At 62.1% G+C, this 17479-nt stretch carries 14 protein-coding genes and 2 riboswitches; all 14 genes read right to left on the reverse strand.

Annotated features, from left to right (window positions below; translation table 11 throughout):
• Positions 1-102 precede the first annotated feature (102 nt).
• Positions 103-705, reverse strand: coding sequence for a hypothetical protein (locus H7C19_RS03505; protein WP_185141191.1), 603 nt, complete (start codon positions 703-705; stop codon positions 103-105).
• Positions 702-1892: an MFS transporter gene (locus H7C19_RS03510; RefSeq protein WP_185141192.1), complete on the reverse strand. Its 1191-nt coding sequence runs from the start codon at positions 1890-1892 to the stop codon at positions 702-704. The genes H7C19_RS03505 and H7C19_RS03510 overlap by 4 nt, the downstream gene beginning before the upstream one ends.
• A gap of 83 nt (positions 1893-1975) precedes the next feature.
• Positions 1976-2719, reverse strand: coding sequence for an oxygen-insensitive NADPH nitroreductase (gene nfsA / locus H7C19_RS03515; RefSeq protein ID WP_185141193.1), 744 nt, complete (start codon positions 2717-2719; stop codon positions 1976-1978).
• Positions 2720-2977: 258 nt separating this feature from the next.
• Positions 2978-3541 carry a peroxiredoxin gene (locus H7C19_RS03520; protein WP_185141194.1) on the reverse strand — a complete coding sequence of 188 codons (564 nt, stop codon included), beginning with the start codon at positions 3539-3541 and terminating at the stop codon, positions 2978-2980.
• A gap of 122 nt (positions 3542-3663) precedes the next feature.
• On the reverse strand, positions 3664-4608 hold the full coding sequence (gene trxB, locus H7C19_RS03525; protein ID WP_185141195.1) for a thioredoxin-disulfide reductase: 945 nt from the start codon (positions 4606-4608) through the stop codon (positions 3664-3666).
• 824 nt (positions 4609-5432) lie between these two features.
• Positions 5433-6131: a winged helix-turn-helix domain-containing protein gene (locus H7C19_RS03530; protein ID WP_246469286.1), complete on the reverse strand. Its 699-nt coding sequence runs from the start codon at positions 6129-6131 to the stop codon at positions 5433-5435.
• Positions 6101-6502, reverse strand: a complete 402-nt coding sequence (locus tag H7C19_RS03535) for a Fur family transcriptional regulator (RefSeq protein ID WP_185141197.1) — start codon at positions 6500-6502, stop codon at positions 6101-6103. The genes H7C19_RS03530 and H7C19_RS03535 overlap by 31 nt, the downstream gene beginning before the upstream one ends.
• A 242-nt stretch (positions 6503-6744) precedes the next feature.
• On the reverse strand, positions 6745-8814 hold the full coding sequence (locus H7C19_RS03540; protein ID WP_185141198.1) for a molybdopterin-containing oxidoreductase family protein: 2070 nt from the start codon (positions 8812-8814) through the stop codon (positions 6745-6747).
• 455 nt (positions 8815-9269) lie between these two features.
• Complete coding sequence (locus tag H7C19_RS03545; protein ID WP_185141199.1) at positions 9270-11585, reverse strand: histidine kinase; 2316 nt, start codon at positions 11583-11585, stop codon at positions 9270-9272.
• A gap of 38 nt (positions 11586-11623) precedes the next feature.
• Entirely contained in the window at positions 11624-12232 is a 609-nt protein-coding gene (gene kdpC / locus H7C19_RS03550; protein ID WP_185141200.1) for a potassium-transporting ATPase subunit KdpC, read from the reverse strand.
• A gap of 30 nt (positions 12233-12262) precedes the next feature.
• A complete protein-coding gene (gene kdpB, locus H7C19_RS03555; RefSeq protein WP_185141201.1) occupies positions 12263-14293 on the reverse strand; it encodes a potassium-transporting ATPase subunit KdpB in 2031 nt (676 codons plus the stop codon).
• Positions 14294-14311: 18 nt separating this feature from the next.
• Positions 14312-15991 carry a potassium-transporting ATPase subunit KdpA gene (gene kdpA / locus H7C19_RS03560; RefSeq protein ID WP_185141202.1) on the reverse strand — a complete coding sequence of 560 codons (1680 nt, stop codon included), beginning with the start codon at positions 15989-15991 and terminating at the stop codon, positions 14312-14314.
• Between the two features lie 45 nt (positions 15992-16036).
• A complete protein-coding gene (locus H7C19_RS35630) occupies positions 16037-16114 on the reverse strand; it encodes a potassium-transporting ATPase subunit F (RefSeq protein ID WP_185141268.1) in 78 nt (25 codons plus the stop codon).
• Between the two features lie 129 nt (positions 16115-16243).
• Positions 16244-16648 (reverse strand): hypothetical protein, encoded by a 405-nt coding sequence (locus H7C19_RS03570; protein WP_185141203.1) that lies wholly within the window; start codon positions 16646-16648, stop codon positions 16244-16246.
• A 119-nt stretch (positions 16649-16767) separates the two neighbouring features.
• Positions 16768-16935: riboswitch (cyclic di-AMP (ydaO/yuaA leader) on the reverse strand.
• 90 nt (positions 16936-17025) lie between these two features.
• A riboswitch (cyclic di-AMP (ydaO/yuaA leader) is annotated at positions 17026-17219 on the reverse strand.
• Between the last annotated feature and the right edge of the window lie 260 nt (positions 17220-17479).

A 17479-nucleotide genomic window follows, 5' to 3' on the forward strand; every position in this document is an offset into this window, starting at 1 on the left:
TCCTTCGCTGCGCTCGGTCCTACCTGTCCCAGCTAGGATGGATCTGGCACTTGCGGCCTATGCATGAGGGTCTAACCGAGGTTCGAAGCGTGAGCTGTCCGCTTAGCGGAACACCAGCTTGCCGATCTCCTCCGCGCGCTCCGCCATCGCCGGACTGTCGCCGTAGACGACGAACTGCTTGCCGACCGGCATGCGAAGCTCGATCTGCTTGTCCTGGGGTAGCAGCCGGAAGTCGAGGGCGAACGTCGTCTTCTGCTTGCCGGTCGCGTGCGCCTGCAGCGTACCGTGCACGAACGCCGCGTCCCCCGTCAGCGCGTCCTCGCGGACGACGGAAGTCTGATCGAGCGCGAACGGGATGCTGCGTTTGCCCGTCCATAGCACGCCTTCGCCTTCGGCGATCAGGAAGTCGCCCTTTTGGGACAGATCGAAGTCCAGCGTCAAGACGGACTCCAGGTCCGCCGGCGACACTTCGAGCGCGTCCGACCCGCCGCTTCCGTTGCCCGAGCCTTCGGGCATCGGCTCCGCGCGGGTCGACTTCAAGTCATAGTGGTACGTCCGCGCCAAATGCGCGGACGACGAAGCGGACGGCGCTGGCGACCCCGCCCTCCCGACCTCCCCGGCTCCTCCGCAGGCTGCTGTCAGAAGCGCGAGGCCCGCTAGCGCCAGCGTGCCCGCCTTGGCCTTTCCGATCCATCGCTTCATCATGCGCTTATGCTCCCTTCCTCGAACCGCCGGCCGCGTACCCGATGGTGCAGCGCGTAGTAGAGCACGGCTGTCAGGATGACGAGCAGCGCGGCGATCAGGTACATCTTATGGTAGTGGGTATGCTCGGCGACGACGCCCAGCACGTAGGATCCGATGCCGTAGCCGAGATCGAACAGGAGGAAAAAAGTCCCCGTCGCGAGGCCGCTGCGCGCTGGCGCGGACCGGATGGCGAGCGTCTGGAAGCAAGGAATCAGCGCGCCGTGTCCGAGACCGATGACGGCCCCCGACAGCAGGAAGACCGGTTCCGAGTGCGCCTGGCTCAAGATGATCATGCCGAAGATAAAAAGTAGGATGCCCGGATAGGCCAATACATGCTCGCCGTATTTGTCGAAGATCTTGCCGATCCACGGACGGGGAAGCACGATCATGACGGCGAAGCAGACGAAGAAGTAGCTGGCCGCGCGGCTCAGGTCGATCTCGGCCGCGTAGACGGAGATGAACGAAGTGATCGAGCTGTACGAGAAGGCCAATATGAAGCCCGCGATCGAGACGGGGAGCGCTTTGACCTCGATGAGATCCCGCCAGTGCAAGGAGAGCTTCTTCGCCGCGCCGTCCGTCCCGGTTTTTTTCGCGGCGCGGAACGCAAGGCCGAACAGCAGCGCGAACGCCGTCGTCACGCTGCATACGGCGAACAGGACGTTATAGCCGAAGTGGGTCGTGAGCGTGAGGCCCAGAAACGGTCCGATGACCATCGCGAGGCTCATGAACATGCCGAAGTAGCCGATGCCTTCGCCTTTGCGGCTGGCCGGCACGAGATCCGAGGCGATGGCCCCGGTCGAGGTGGAAGCGACGCCGTAGCTTGCGCCGTGCACGACGCGAAGGACGAGCAGGATGGCGATCGTGCCGGCGCCGAAGTACAGGACCGTGCACGTGAGGAATAACGCCAGAGAGAACAGGACGACCTTTTTGCCGAAGCGGTCGACCCACTGCCCGGCCAAGGGACGCAGCACGACCGCTGCGATGACGTAGACGGTGATGACCAGACCGATCATCTGCTGGCTGCCGTGAAGCCGCTCCGTCACGTACAGCGGAAGCGTCGCAGCCAGGAGGTAGAAGTTCAGAAAAATGAAGAAGTTGCTTAAACAAACCGCGAGAAAATCCTTGGTCCAAAGGGTTGGCCGATTCAAGATGCAGAACTCCTATCCATAAATTCGCCGATAAACACACTCTTTTCATCTTAATCTTATGGATAAGATAAGTATAGGCGCGATTACTTGCGCAATAATCCTTTATCCTCCAAAAAAGCGCGCATATGCAGCCGATTCGGCCGCGCAAGCCACTCTGCCATGATTTTCGACCATGGCGTGGATTTGCGTCCTTCCGTTCGCTCCCGCAGATAGCGGACCATCGTCACGTCGTACCCCTTTACCGCTTCGAGGCTCATCTCCGGATCGTAGCCGTTGCGGTGCAGCACCGCTTCGGTCGGCAGCCGCGGCCGCTGTCCCGACTTGCGGTCCGGCACGCCGACGCACATGCCGAATACCGGGTAGGCCAGCTCCGGGATGCGCAGCAGCTCGGACACCTCCGCGATCCGGTTGCGGATGCCGCCGATATAACAGATGCCGAGGCCCATGGACTCCGCCGCCACGGCCGCGTTCTGCGCCGCGAGCGCAGTGTCGACAGTCGCCACCATGAAGCTCTCCGTCGAGTCTTCGTAGGTCGTTTGGTCGGAGAGGTACATCCCCGCCGTTCGGCAGACCCGATAGAGGTCCGCGCACCAGACGAGGAAGAGCGGACATTGCTCTACATACGCTTGATCGCCCGAGAGGATCGCGAGCTGCCGTTTGAGCGAAGGTTCGGTGACCGCGATGACGCTGTACGCTTGGACGTTGCTCGACGTCGATGCCATCTGTCCCGCCGTCACGATCGCCTGCAGCTGTTCCTCGGTCACGGGCGTGTCCAGAAAGGACCGGACGGAGCGATGATCCAACAGGGTCGATATCGTTTCGTTCATGCGATTTGCCTCCCAAGCCATTCGACCGAACCGAATGACCGTTATTTCCACTATGCCGATGATACACTCTTCCCCAAGCGAGGGCAAAGTGACGCGAAAAAGCACCCTTGCCGCGTGACAAGGATGCTTCGTAGAGCGGTGTTTCGGTGAGCGGTGCTTCGTAGAGCGGTGTTTCGGTGAGCGGTGCTTCGTTAAGCGATGCTTCGTAGAGCCGTGTTTCGGTGAGCGGTGCTGATGGATCGGGTCCCGACTGGCTCCTTAGCCGAGCGTCTTTTGACCCGGCTTCCAGTTGACCGGGCACAAACCGCCGGATTGCAGGGCTTGAAGGATGCGAAGCGTCTCGTCCACGCTGCGTCCGACGTTCATGTCCGTGACGACTTGATAGCGCAGAACGCCTTCCGGATCGATGATGAACAGGCCGCGGTGCGCCGCGCCGGTCGCGTCGTCTAAGATGCCGTAGGCGTGCGCCGTCTCCTTCGTGAAGTCGGATGCGATCGGGAACTGGATATCGCCGATGCCGTTCTGGCTCACGGGCGTCTCGATCCATGCTTTGTGCGTATACACGCTATCGACGGACGCGCCGACGATCTCGCAGTTCAGGTTCTTGAACTCGGCATAGCTGTCGCTGAAGCCGCGGATCTCCGTCGGGCAGACGAACGTGAAGTCGAACGGCCAGAAGAAGAACACGAGCCACTTGCCGCGGTAGTCCGCCAGGGAGACCTTCTCTTCGAGGGAGTCGAGGTTTTTGGTGGAGAGCAGGGTGAAGTCCGGGGCAGGTTGTCCGACTTTGGCAAATGGATAAGGGATCGCAAGATTCGTCATGGGTCAATAATTCCTCCTAGGAAAAGGTTATAGTGATTGATGGGGATGTTACGGATACGGATATGGTTATGCCGATGTTCGAAAGGGTGCTTATTATTGAAGCAAGGCTCGACCGGTCTCGCTTAAGAGACGGAGACCGGTACTGCCTCGTTCGCCTCCAAGAAACGCTCGCAGTCGAGGGCGGCCATGCATCCCGTGCCCGCCGCGCTGATGGCTTGGCGGTATTTGTGATCCTGCACGTCGCCGCAAGCGAAGACGCCCGGAACGTTCGTCTCCGTCGTGCCCGGCGTGACGACCAGATAGCCGGTCTCGTCGGTCGTGAGTTGGCCGTCCAGGAACTTCGTATTCGGCGTATGGCCGATCGCGACGAAGATGCCGTCCGCTTCGATCAGCTCTTCCTCGCCGGTCTCGTTGTTGCGCACTTTGAGACCCTTCACGCCGAGATCGCCGGCCGCCACTTCAAGCGGCGTACGGTCCAGGCTCCAGCTGATCTTGGCGTTGGCGCGGGCGCGCTCTTGCATGATCTTCGACGCGCGAAGCTCGCTGCGGCGGTTCACCAGCACGACTTCGGAAGCGAAACGGGTCAGGAAGTTCGCTTCCTCCATCGCCGAATCTCCGCCGCCGACGACGATGATCTTCTTCCCGCGGAAAAAGAAGCCGTCGCATGTCGCGCAGGTGCTGACGCCGCGTCCGACGTTCTCGCGCTCGCCCGGGATGCCGAGGTACTTGGCCGAAGCGCCGGTCGAGATGATGAGCGTCTCGGCCTGCAGATCGCCGTAGCCGTCGACGGTCACCGTGAACGGACGTTTGGAGAGATCCGTCTTCGTGACCCAGCCGCTCATGAACTCGGCGCCGAACCGTTTGGCTTGCTGCCTCATATTTTCCATCAATTCAGGGCCCATGATTCCTTCGGGGAAGCCCGGGAAGTTCTCGACCTCCGTCGTCGTGGTGAGCTGGCCGCCCGGTTCCGGGCCTTCGATCACGAGCGGATGCAAGCCCGCGCGCGCTAAGTAGATGGCCGAAGTCAACCCGGCGGGGCCGGTTCCGATGATGATCGTATGTCTCATCGCGATCGCTCCTTTAATATTGTATTTAGATTAAGTTTAAATATCGGCTACAAAAACATCATACCATCCGCTATCGACGGCTGCATGAAGGAATGATGAAGGGAAAATGAAGGTTTCATGAAGAGAGGGGGGAGCTTCGGAAAAGGGGGCAATTTTGTGCGTTCCTGCCTCGTTCGAGACGATGCGGGGGAAAGCCTCGGATAGGCAATCGTCGATGTTTTCGACGATCGCACCACTAAACCCCGCTTACCGGCTGACGTTAGTCGATTTTATCGACTATCGCACCCGTGAACCCCGCTTACCGGCGGACGTTAGTCGATTTTTTCGACTATCGCGCTATTGAACACCGCTTACCGGCGGGCGTTAGTCGATTTTTTCGACTATCGCACCACTGAACCCCGCTTACCGGCGGGCGTTAGTCGATTTTTTCGACTATCGCACCTCGAATCCAGCTTACCGGCGGGCGTTAGTCGATTCTTTCGACTATCGCACCCGCGAACCCCACTTACCGGCGGGCGTTAGGCGATTTTATCGACGATCGCGACCACCGAACGCAGTTTGTCGGTTGTGATGGTCGATTATTTCGACGACCGACCAAGCTTCTGCACCTCGCCCCAGTGCCCTCGCAATATTCGCTCTCGCACAAAATCACCTCTATCTCCGCCCAAGTAAAAACGGCTTCGCCATCCTCAGAAGAGGACGAGACGTTTTTATCGGCGGTCGTACAGAAATGGATAGCGTGAAACATATAAATTCTGTATGACCAACAGAAAAAGGAGTCCCGATGGCTCGAGCCCCCTTGTCTCTATATACGATACGCTGCGTCAATCGGCCGTCCGATAGCCCACGCCGCGCACCGTCACGATGTATTGCGGGTCTTTGGGATCGTCGCCGAGCTTGCGGCGCAAGCTCTTGATATGGACGTCAATCGAATTGCTGCCGCCGAAGTAATCGTCGCCCCAGAGCTTCTCCATGAGATCCTGGCGGGACAGCACTGCGCCTCGAGATGCGAGCAGCGCGCGCAGAAGGTCGAACTCCGTCTTGGTCAGATCGATGCGCTTGCCGTCCTGGATGACGGTGATGCGCTTCAAGTCGATCCGGATGTCCTTGAGGAGCAGCTCGTCCGGCGTCGTCGGGAGCACGCTCTTGCCCGCCAGTTCCTCGATCGCCGTCACGATCGCCGGCAGATCGCCGGGCCATCCCGCGAGATGGCTACCGGCCGGCAGATCGGCGGGCGGCTCTTCGCCGACCAGATAGAGCACGGGCGCTTGGAGCGTCCCGAAGCCCGCGGCCGGCACGGGCTCGAACGGCGCGATCGTCCGGTCCGCGATGAGCAGATCGATCGGCAGCGCGGACAGCACGGACTCCTGCGCCTGGTGGAAAACCAGGACGTCGTAGCAGCGCATCGTCATCTCCGCGATGAGCGGCTGCAAGCGAGCCGGGTAGGGACTAATGACGACGACGCGGCGCGTCGTGTCGCAGAAAGCGCCGATCATTTCATTTTCTTGTTCGATGCTCTGCATTCGGCGCATACCCCCTTGAACAACAGCTGCTCTTCGGTAATCTCGTATCCGGTCTCGGCGGCGATGCGGTCCAGCCATTCCTTCGGCGAAGCCGTCATCACTTCGTCTACCTTGCCGCAGGAGACGCACACGATGTGCTGATGGTCCTCCACGCGCGCGTCGTAGCGGCTCGCGTTCCCTTCCAGCTTCAGCTCGTGGATCAAGCCTTCATCGGTCAAATAACGCAGCGAGTTGTAGACCGTCGCGTACGCCACCGAGCTGCCGTTCGTCTTGAGCCGGTCGATGATATCGGCGGCCGTCGGATGATCCTCGGACGCCATGACGATCTCGTAGATCATTTTACGCGGAGCGGTTAATCCTTTGCGCGTCATCGTGTGCCCCTCCTCTTTTTAGATTTAGTTTAAGTTTACCTCTTGGTCGGGGTTCAGTCAACCCGGCATTCGCCTGGTCCGCAACCTGTACCGAGCTTCGCCTCCGCGATTCTGACGAGCTTGCAAACAGCGGCCGCTGCGCATAGCCTTCGGATGTCGGCGTCGTCCCCCGTACCCATCCAATGCCGTCAACGCTAAAGAAAGCCTCCCGGACGCATACCGGGAGGCTTTGCCATGATGCATTATGTGGCGAGCTCCTCGCGGGGAGCGACCGCGCGCTCCACCTGCACCCGCCCGGAGAAGAAGACGGCACCGCCGCCCATGTCGGCCAGCCGGTCGGGCGTCAGCGCGTTCACCGCCCGCTTGGCGCCCGGCGCGTCGGCCCACAGGCCTTGGCTGACGACGACGCCCGGCAGGACGTCTTCGCCGATGGCGGCCGTCAGCTCCACTTCGCCGCGCGCGTTCCAGACGCGCACCGTCTCCCCGTCCGCGATCCCAAGCCCCGCCGCGTCCGCCGCGTTCATGTGCAGCTTCGGCGTCCGCTCCAGCTTCGCATGCTTCTCGTTCTGCGAAAACGTGGAGTTCAGGAAGTTGTGGTTCGGCCCCGGGATGAAGCGGTACGGCCACTGCGCTTCGTCTTGCTCCAAGAGCGGCGTATACGTCGGCAGCGGCGGATAGCCCTTGCGCGCCATCGTCGCCGAATACAGCTCGATCTTGCCGCTCGGCGTAGGCAGCCTCCCCGGGAACAGCGGCTTCACGTCGGCCTTCACGTACTGTCGCTCGACGAGCGCTTCGTAGGTCACGCTATCGTAGGCATGGTTGCGCGGGTTGTCCACCGCATGTCGGATGAGCGCCTCTTCGCTGTCTTGCAGCGCCGGCTCTTCGTACCCCATGCCCTTGGCCAGCAGACGGAACACTTCGACGTTGGACTTGCTCTCGCCATACGGCGCGACGACCGGCTGCTGGATCTGAATGTAATGATGCCAGTAAGAATGATACAGATCGGTATTCTCGAACGCCGACGTCGCCGGCAGTACGATGTCCGCGTACTTGGCGGTCTCGGTCAGGAACAAGTCGTGAACGACCGTGAACAGGTCCTCGCGCGAGAGTCCCTCCCGCACCTTGTTCGCTTCCGGCGCGACGACGGCCGGGTTCGTGTTGTAGACATAGAGCGAACGGACCGGCGGATCGAGCTCCAACAGCGCGCTGCCGAGCCGGTTCATGTTCACGGAGCGGGCCTTGCCCTGACGCAGATCCGGACGCTCCAGCGCCCTCGCGTTATGCTGCACGTAGCCGCCGTTGCCCTTGATCGCGCCGCCGCCGGGGTGGAGCCACTGTCCGGTCAATGCCGGAAGGCAGGCGATGGTGCGGATGCACATGCCGCCGTTGTCGTGATGCTGAATGCCGTTGCCGATGCGGATGAAGGACGGCGTCGTGCCGCCGTAGAGCCGGGCGAGCTTCACGATATCCGCTGCCGGAACGCCCGTAATCCCGGATACCGTATCCGGATCGTAGGCCTTCACATGCTCGCGTAGCTCTTCGCAGCCGACGGTATATTCGGCCAGGAATTTCTCGTCCGTCAGCCCTTCCGCGTACAGCACGTGCATGAGGCCCAGCGCCAATGCCGTATCCGTGCCCGGCTTGAGCGGAATGAACCAGTCCGCCCACTTGCCCGTCCGGTTGCGGTGCACGTCGATGACGACGATCTTCGCGCCGTTCTTGCGGGCTTTCTCCGCGATCGTGACCTGGTGCATATTCGTGCTGACGGCGTTAATGCCCCAGAAGACGAACAGCTTCGCGTGCTCGGTCTCCTCGGGATTCGTGCCGAAGCTGCCGCCCATCGTGTACCGGTAGCCTTCGGTGCCCGCCGCTTCGCAGATCGTCTGCTCCAGCTCGCTCGCGCTCATCCGGTTGAAGAAGCGCCGGTCCATTCCTTCGGTGCCGATGCGGCCCATGTTGCCGTAGAAGCTGTAGGGCAGGATCGACTCGGGGCCTTCGGAGGCGATGAGCGCCTTCCAGCGGCCGGTGATCGCCTCGATCGCTTCCGCCCACGCGATCGGCTCGAAGCGGCCTTCGCCCTTCGGGCCGACCCGCTTCAGCGGCGTCGTCAGCCGCTTGGGATCGTAGATGCGCTCGGCCATATGCCGAACCTTGTTGCAGATCGCGCCTTGGGTAACGGGATGATCGGGGTCGCCCTCGATCTTTACGATGCGGCCCTCTTCCTTGTGCACGAGCAGGCCGCATTGGTCCGGGCAATCGAGCGAGCAGACGGACGGAAATACGCCGGTAGGATCATTTAAGTAGTCTTTCATGCCGCAGCTCCTTTCGCGTTGCGTCCATTTTATCACAAGGCCGCGCGTTGCGGCGACCATGGGCTGCCGGGCACGCTTCCCTCCAATGCCGCCTCCAATCCGCAACAGGCTCTTGAAGTCCTTATATGCGAAAAAGCTGCCTCCGCGTTGTCGCGGGACAGCTTCTCCTAGTCGTTCCTTTTACGATATAGACGCCGCCAATCGGTACCATCCCCACAACAGCAGCAGCGGCAAGCCGCAGACGATCGTCAGGCCGATGACGAACGCCTTGTCTCCGTATGCTTTCTTCATCTCTTCCCTCCGGCGGCAGTCGTCGTTCTCCCTCTATGAAACGATGCAGCGCCCGGCAAGGTTGCAGGGCGATTCGTAACGCGGCGCGACCCGTAACCCGGCACGGTCAACATGCAGCGCGAGCCGCGGCGGCGACTCGGACGCCAGACCGCGAGCCGGGACGGCTATCGCCTCAAGTCCGCGACCACGAGCACATCCATATGCCGGCCGTCCCGAAGGATCGCCTTCACCGCCGAACGGCGGAACGGAAGGATACGCCAGCCGCGGCCGGGCTGGCCGAGGATGAGCTGCGTGCTGCGGCAGGCGTTGGCCCGCGACAGCAGCGTCTGCGGCACCTGCCGCCGCGACGGGACGCGGAGCGTCTCGAACCGTCCGCCGAGCCGGTTCGTCAGCTCCGCGAGCGCTTCGAGCCGCCGCTCGTCGGACGCGGGCAGTGCCGGACCGGCATGGGCGTACACCGCCCGCCACTCCGCCTTCAGCCGATGCGCGATCCGAAAGCCGCGCCGGATAAGCCGCTCGGCGTTCTCGCTCGTCGTCACGGCGACGAAGATGCTCTCCCGCCGCCCCCAACCGCCGCGGAGCGACCCGTTCCGTTCCCAAGCTTCCAGCCGTTCGTCCACGTCGTCCGCGATCTCGCGGAGCGCAAGCTCCCGCAGCGCGATCAGATTCCCCGTGCGGAAAAAATGCCCCAGCGCCTGCTCGACCTTCTCCATCGCATAGATCTTGCCCTCGCGCATGCGCTCCTGCAGCGCCTTGGGCGCGACGTCGATCAGCTCGACCTCGTCCGCCAGGCGCAGCATGCGGTCCGGCACCGTCTCTCGCACGCGAACGCCGGTAATCTGCTCGACGGCGTCGTTCAAGCTCTCCAGATGCTGGACATTCACGGTGGAGACGACTGAGATGCCGGCTTCGAGGATCTCCAGCACGTCCTCATAGCGTTTCTTGTTGCGGCTGCCCGGCACGTTCGTATGGGCCAGCTCGTCGATCAGCACGACCTCGGGATTGCGCGCGAGGATGGCCGGCACGTCCATCTCTTCCAGCGACGTCCCGCGATAGGCAACGGTTGCCTGCTCCAGGAGCGGCAGCGCGCCGATCTGGGCGCGGGTCTCCTCGCGGCCGTGCGTCTCCAGCAGTCCGATGACCGCGTCGATGCCTTTGCGCAGCATGTCGTTGCCTTCCCGCAGCATCGCGTACGTCTTGCCCACGCCCGGGGCGGCGCCTACGTACACTTTGAACCGTCCGCGCCGGATGCGGCCGATCTTCCGTTCGACTTCCTGCTCGCTCAGCCGCTTGTAGGGGATCGCCGGCTCGCCCCGCGTTCTCGTGGGGAGAATCCGCTCGCCCTCCTGATCGGCGCGGTCCGCGACGAAGAAGACGTCCACGCCTTCGATCTTGCGCAGCACGCCGTTCACGATCGAGCCCTTGCGCCATTCCTGCCAGCGGCTCATCTTCGAGTGACCGAGCACGATCCGCGTCGCGCCCTGCCGGACGGCATAACCCACCAGCGCGCCGGCCAGCCTGCGGCGTCCCGGCATAGGCAGCTCTTCGAAGCGCGCGTTCACCTTGTCCGCGAGCTTCATGACGGAGCGTTTGAACGCCGCCGCTTCCTTCGCGAGCGGCTTCGCGGCATTCGCGAAGGAGACGACGAGCAGCTCGCCGTTCAGCCTCCTCGCGATCTGCTGCCCTCTGCGGATATAGATGGAGCCGTTCCAATGGTACTGGGCCGACACCAGGATCCGCTCCGTCGCGCCGGAGGGGCCTACGAGCCCTTCCGATTCCCGGTGCCGCTCCAGTGAGTCGTTCACGTCCTCGGCCATCATGCGGAGCGCCAGCTCGCGCAGCTTGCCCAGCTGGCCTCTGCGCATGCGCTTGGCGTCGGCGTCCTTCAGGTTGCAGAGATGCCCTTCGTCCAGCCGCTTCAGGATCGTCTCCGGCGACACGTCGATGAGGCGGACTTCGTCCGCCCCTTCGACCGCCTCGGCGGACACCGTCTCCCGCGTCTCGATGCCGGTGAGCTTCTGCGCCAGCTCGGTAACGCCCTCGATCTCATAGACGTTCACCGTCGTGAGGACGCTGATGCCTCGCCCGATCAGCTGCCGGATATCGCCCAGCCGGGTCGGGTTCGCCGCGTCCGGACGGTTCCGGTGCGCGAGGCCGTCCACGAGGACAACCTCCGGGTTGCGGGCCAGGATCGCCTCCATGGCGAGGTCCTTCCGCTCCTCGCCATCCCGGAGCCAATGAATGCTCGGGATCCGCTCCAGCCCTTCCAGCTGCGCCATCGTCTCCGGCCGCCGCATCGTCGATACGGCGCACGTCACGACGTCGACGCCCTGCGCCTTCAGCGCGTGGCCTTCGCGCAGCATGTGATACGTCTTGCCCGCGCCGCCGACGGCCCCGATATAGATCTTGAGCCGGCCCCGGTGCAGCTTGAAGATCGCGTGCAGCATCTCTTCCGGGGTTTTGCGCCGGTAGTCTTCCATTCGCTTCGCGCCCCTCTCAGGACCGGTATCCTTCGCGTCTACTTCGCCAGCAGCGCTCGGAGCGCCAGATTGAGCTCCAGCACGTTGACCCGCGGTTCTCCGAATACGCCGAGATCGCGCCCGGCGGTATGCGCGTCGACCAACTGACCTAATTGCTCGGGGGAGATGCCCGTCAGCTTGCTGATCCGGGGGATCTGCACCTGCGCGGATTCGGGTGAGATGTGCGGATCGAGCCCTGACGCGGAGTTCGTGAGCAGGCTGATCGGTACCCGGTCGACCGGCACGTCCGGGTTGGCCGCTTTCCAGGCGTCAATCGACGCTTGGGTCCGATTCAGCAGTTCCGGATTGGAAGGCCCGTAGTTGTTCGACCCGGACGCCTCCGCTTGGTAGGAGATGCTCGATACGCGGCCCTGGAAGTACTTGGGGTCCGCGAAGTTCTGGCCGATCAGCGCGGAGCCGACGACATGGCCTTCAGCGTCCTTGACGAGGCTGCCGTTGGCCTGATGGGGCATGATCGCCTGCGCGATCCCCGTCGTCGCGAGGGGATAGACGATGCCGCAGATCAGGATGAAGACGATACCCGCCCGCAGCGCGATCCACAAGGTCGAGATGCCGGAGGGGCCGGACGCGTTGGATGCTTGATTCATAGCGATATCCTTCCTTTCGGGATGACGGGATTAGATCCACAGATGAACGACGAGATCGATGATCTTGATGCCGACGAACGGAGCGACGATCCCGCCCAAGCCGTAGACGAACAGGTTGCGGGAGAGCAGCTTGGCGGCGCTCATCGGGCGATAAGCGACCCCCTTCATCGCGAGCGGGATGAGCAGCGGGATGATGACGGCGTTGAAGATGAGCGCCGACAGGATCGCCGACAGCGGCGAGCCCAGATGCATGACGTTCAGCGCGCGCATCTCCGGGACCGCCAGGATGAACATGGCGGGAATGATCGCGAAGTATTTGGCGATGTCGTTCGCGATGCTGAACGTCGTCAGCGCGCCGCGCGTCATGAGCAGCTGCTTGCCGATGGAGACGACCTCGATAATCTTGGACGGGTCCGAATCGAGGTCCACCATGTTCGCGGCTTCCTTGGCCGCCGTCGTCCCGCTGTTCATTGCGAGTCCGACATCGGCCTGAGCGAGCGCCGGCGCGTCGTTCGTCCCGTCGCCGGTCATCGCGACGAGCTTGCCTTCGGCTTGCTCGCGCCGGATGACCTCGATCTTGTCTTCGGGCTTGCTCTCGGCGATGAAGTCGTCGACGCCCGCCTCGCGGGCGATCGTCGCGGCGGTAAGCGGATTGTCGCCGGTGCACATGATCGTCTTGATGCCCATCTTGCGCAGCTGCTCGAAGCGTTCGCGCATGCCGGGCTTCACGGTGTCCTTCAAGTAAATCAGGCCGAAGATGGCGTTGTCTACCGCGACGGCGAGCGGCGTGCCGCCTTCGGTCGCGATGGCGTCGCTCTTGGCGTCCAGATCGGCCGGGATCGTCCCGCCTTGGGCGGCGACCCACCTTTTGACCGCGTCGACGGCGCCTTTGCGGACTTGCCGGCCGTCCTTCAGTTCGATGCCGCTCATCCGGGTCTCCGCCTTGAATTCGACGAACGTCCCGTCTGCGGCGATCGTCTCGTCGTAGCGCAGCGAATCCCTCTTCATCAATTCCAGCACGGAGCGCCCTTCCGGCGTCTCGTCGCGCAGGGACCCGATCGCCGCCCAAGCCGCCACCTCCGCCTCGTCGCGCCCGCCGACCGGGGTGAACGCGCTCGCCATTCGATTCCCGTACGTGATCGTTCCCGTCTTGTCGAGGATCATCGTGTTGATGTCGCCCGCCGCTTCGACCGCCTTGCCGGACATGGCCAGCACGTTGAACTGGGTGACCCGGTCCATCCCCGCGATCCCGATGGCGGACAAGAGTCCGCCGATGGTCGTGGGGATAAGGCACACCAGCAGCGCGATCAACACGGGCACCTGCAGCTCGATGCCGACGAACTTCGCGATCGGGGAGAGCGTGACGACGACGATCAGGAAGATGATCGTCAGACTCGTCAGGAGCGTGTTCAGCGCAAGCTCGTTCGGCGTCTTCTGCCGTTTCGCCCCTTCGACTAGGGAGATCATGCGGTCGATGAACGACTCGCCGGGATCCGAGGTGATCCGGACGACGATGCGGTCGCTGACGACGCGCGTGCCGCCTGTGACGGAGCCGAAGTCTCCGCCCGCTTCCTTGATGACGGGCGCGGACTCCCCCGTGATGGCCGATTCGTCTACCGACGCAAGGCCTTCTACGACTTCGCCGTCGCCGGGGATCGTCTCCCCTTGGGCGACGACGACGACGTCTCCTTTGCGCAGCTCCGTCGAAGCGATTCGTTTGATGCCGCTGCCGACGACCTTGTTCGCCGAGATCTCGTTTTTCGTCTTCTTCAGCGCGCTGGCTTGGGCCTTCCCCCGGCCTTCGGCCAGCGCTTCCGCAAAGTTCGCGAACAGCACGGTGAAGAGCAGGATGAGGAACACCGTCAGATTGAATCCGACGTCGTCCCGGGTGCCGAAGTACCCGGGGAACACCGTCATGAGCAGCACGACCAGCGTGCCGGCTTCCACGACGAACATGACCGGATTTTTCATCATCGTGACGGGATTTAACTTGACGAAGCTATCCTTCAGCGCTTGCACGGCCATCGGGCCGGTCAGCATCGATTTGCGTGTCGTATTCATATCCGTTTCCCCTCTTCGTTAACGAAGCGTCAAATGTTCGGCGACCGGTCCCAGGACGATGGCCGGCAGGAACGTGAGCGCTCCGATGATCAGTACGGTACCGATCAGAATCCCCCAGAACAAGACATTGTCCGTTCGGAACGTGCCCACCGTCTCCGGCACCCAGGACTTGCGCACCAACGAGCCGGCGACCGCGAGCATGGCGATCATCGAGATATAGCGTCCGAGCAGCATGACGATGCCGGTGGAGATATTCCAGAACGGCGTGTTGTCCGCCAGCCCTTCGAACCCGGAACCGTTGTTGGCGGCGGAGGACGTCATCTCGTACAACGCTTGCGAGATGCCGTGGAAGCCGGGATTCGTCACGCCCGCCCGGCCGGCGTCCGTCATCAGGGCGATCGCCGTCGGGACGAGGATGATGAACGGGTGCGCGAGGATCGCGACGGCGATCAGCTTCATCTCCCGCGGCTCGATCTTGCGGCCGAGGAATTCCGGCGTCCGGCCGACCATGAGCCCGGCCAGGAACACCGCCAGGATCGCGTACATCAGCATGTTCACGAGTCCGACGCCCTTGCCCCCGAACACGCAGTTCAGCATCATCTCCGCGAGCGGCGCGAGGCCGCCGAGCGGGGTCAGCGTATCGTGCATATTGTTGACCGAGCCGGTCGTCGCCGCCGTCGTTACCGTCGTGAACAGCGCGGACTGGGCGATGCCGAAGCGGACTTCCTTGCCCTCCATGCTGCCTTGGGACGCATCCATGCCGAGCGCGTTCAAGGCGGGATTGCCGCGCAGCTCGGACGTGTACGTGAGCGTCAGGAACGCGAGAAACAACGTCATCATCGCGCCGAAGACGACCCAGCCTTGCTTCTTGTTGTTGGCGAACTTCCCGTATACATACGGGAGGGAGGCCGGCAGCGCCCACATCGACAGCATCTCGATCACGTTCGTGAGCGGATTCGGGTTCTCGAACGGGTGCGCCGAGTTGACCCCGAAGAAGCCGCCGCCGTTCGTGCCCAGATGCTTGATCGATTCGAGCGCCGCGACCGGTCCGATCGCGATGTGCTGCGCCGCGCCTTCGAGCGTCGTGACCGTCAAAGTCGGATCGAGCGTCAGCGGGACGTTCAGCGCCACCAAGATGAGCGTAATCACCGTCGCGAACGGAAGGAAGATCCGCGTGTGCGCTTTGACGAAGTCTTCGAAGAAGTTGCCGATGGTCCGGCCCCGGCTGGTCAAGCCGCGGACGAAGGCGATCGCGACCGAGAAGCCGGTCGCCGCCGAAGTGAACATCATCATGATGATGACGGCCATCTGCGAGAAGTAGGAGAGTCCCGTCTCGCCGCTGTAATGCTGCAGGTTCGTGTTGGTGATGAAGCTGATGACCGTGTTGAAGGTCAGCGTCTGCTCCATGCCGCCGATCTTGTTCGGATTCAGCGGCAGCAGAGATTGCAGGCGCAGAATCAGATAACTCAACGCGACCAGGACGATATTCGTCAGCAGAAAACTGAGCGCGTAACGTTTCCACGTCATGCCGTCCCGCCGCTTCAGCCCGATCAGCCGATAGATCCCCCGTTCGACCGGGCCGAATACCCGGTCCATTCGGTTCGGCTCATTCGAGAATACATGATAGACATACGTTCCGAGCGGCTTGACCAGCAGGACAAGCACCGCCAGAACAAGGACGAGCTGCAAGATTCCCATCCGACCGTTTCCTCCTCCATAAACCTTGTGCGCATCGAACGCCGGCTAGAATTTCTCCGGATGAATAAGGGCATAGATCAAATACGCGAAAACCAGCGCGGCAAAGATCAGAACGACCGTCATGGGCGATCGCCCTCCGATCCGTCGACGACGCGGTCGCACCAGATCATGAATCCGTAGAACGCCGCGAAGATTCCGGCCAGCAGCAGTACCATATACACGTCCGACATGTCGATCCTCCTTCCGTCCTGCTTAGATCAAATCCTGAATGAGAAAAGCGACGTCGCCGCTATTGGAGTGAATCACGTGGTTCGCGCCGAGTCCCTTGTAGATCAGCCTCGGATTGTGGCTGCCCGTGATCACGTAGATCGGTTTGGACGTCCAAGCCCGGCAGATCTGGATGTAGCGGCAGCAGAGATTAAGGCTCTTCTCGAACAGGAACACCTTGCCGATGGCGAGCTCCGGCACGGCCCAAGTATGAACCTGGGTCGTGTCGACCGCGATCCGGTTGGCGACGCCCCATTCGTTCAGCCGCTCGAAGTCGGCTTTGTTGTTCACGATCGCCGCGAACGGGATCTCCCTGCGGCTCAGCTGCTTCATGAACTGTTCGCCCGCGACGTTCGGGGCGGAGATTAAGATATATTCTTGTGGAATCATTGACCTTTTATCCTCCTGTAGGTCGGAGAAGGCAACAAAAAAGAAGCCTCGAAGAAGAGGAACTCTTCTCGTGGCTTCTAGGCACAGTCGGAAATAAACCGTGTCTGTTCACGATCGTCGTTGCCTCTCTCGGTACGCTTACGAGGTTAGCTGTCGGATTCGGGCGTGAGAGTCGCCCTACCTTGGGAAAGGTTTCTTTCCCTCGGATTCACCCCATGGCCGCCGGATCGGCAAGCCGTTTGGTTCCCCCGCTCCCTGCGTTCGCAGGGACTCAGCGATAAAGAGCCGTTATCGGTAAATTCGTTACGATACTTGCAAAGCTTGGTTCATGTTCATATTCATGGTGTGCGTTCAGCGTCAACGGCGGTCGTCCCATCATCCTCTCTCTCCATACGCTTGCGAGGTTAGCTGCCGGATTCGGGCGGTGAGAGTCGCCCTACCCGAAGGCTCGGCTCCTAGGTGCCGTTCCCCCGGGATTCACCCCTGCGTCGTCTGCCGGCTCTCACACCGGACATCCGTCCACGTTTGGTTCCCCCGCTCCCTGTCTTCAGGGACTCAGCGATCGCAAATCAAGTCGATCATTATTCAGGCTAGCCGCAATCCGGCTGGTCGTGGTCAGGCCGTTTGCGATCTGGCTGATCGCAATTAGGCTGGACGTAACCAGGCCGAACTTGATCTTGCAGATGACTGCCAGCCCGCTCGTCATCCGTCCGGCCGCAAGCCGGTTGCCGAATGGCTGAATCGAATATTACGCCTCGGCCGAAATTTTGTAAATGCAAGTTGAAAACCAGGTTCTGCCTATTTCCGCTGCGGCGGCCGTTCGTACCGCTT

The sequence above is a fragment of the Cohnella nanjingensis genome, assembly GCF_014212125.1.
GTDB lineage: Bacteria > Bacillota > Bacilli > Paenibacillales > Paenibacillaceae > Cohnella > Cohnella nanjingensis.

Coding starts and splice junctions, on each gene's coding strand:
- H7C19_RS03505 (WP_185141191.1), bottom strand. CDS start 705: ATGATGAAGCGATGGATCGGAAAGGCCAAGGCGGGCACGCTGGCGCTA.
- nfsA (WP_185141193.1), bottom strand. CDS start 2,719: ATGAACGAAACGATATCGACCCTGTTGGATCATCGCTCCGTCCGGTCC.
- H7C19_RS03520 (WP_185141194.1), bottom strand. CDS start 3,541: ATGACGAATCTTGCGATCCCTTATCCATTTGCCAAAGTCGGACAACCT.
- trxB (WP_185141195.1), bottom strand. CDS start 4,608: ATGAGACATACGATCATCATCGGAACCGGCCCCGCCGGGTTGACTTCG.
- H7C19_RS03530 (WP_246469286.1), bottom strand. CDS start 6,131: ATGCAGAGCATCGAACAAGAAAATGAAATGATCGGCGCTTTCTGCGAC.
- H7C19_RS03535 (WP_185141197.1), bottom strand. CDS start 6,502: ATGACGCGCAAAGGATTAACCGCTCCGCGTAAAATGATCTACGAGATC.
- H7C19_RS03540 (WP_185141198.1), bottom strand. CDS start 8,814: ATGAAAGACTACTTAAATGATCCTACCGGCGTATTTCCGTCCGTCTGC.
- H7C19_RS03545 (WP_185141199.1), bottom strand. CDS start 11,585: ATGGAAGACTACCGGCGCAAAACCCCGGAAGAGATGCTGCACGCGATC.
- kdpC (WP_185141200.1), bottom strand. CDS start 12,232: ATGAATCAAGCATCCAACGCGTCCGGCCCCTCCGGCATCTCGACCTTG.
- kdpB (WP_185141201.1), bottom strand. CDS start 14,293: ATGAATACGACACGCAAATCGATGCTGACCGGCCCGATGGCCGTGCAA.
- kdpA (WP_185141202.1), bottom strand. CDS start 15,991: ATGGGAATCTTGCAGCTCGTCCTTGTTCTGGCGGTGCTTGTCCTGCTG.
- H7C19_RS35630 (WP_185141268.1), bottom strand. CDS start 16,114: ATGACGGTCGTTCTGATCTTTGCCGCGCTGGTTTTCGCGTATTTGATC.
- H7C19_RS03570 (WP_185141203.1), bottom strand. CDS start 16,648: ATGATTCCACAAGAATATATCTTAATCTCCGCCCCGAACGTCGCGGGC.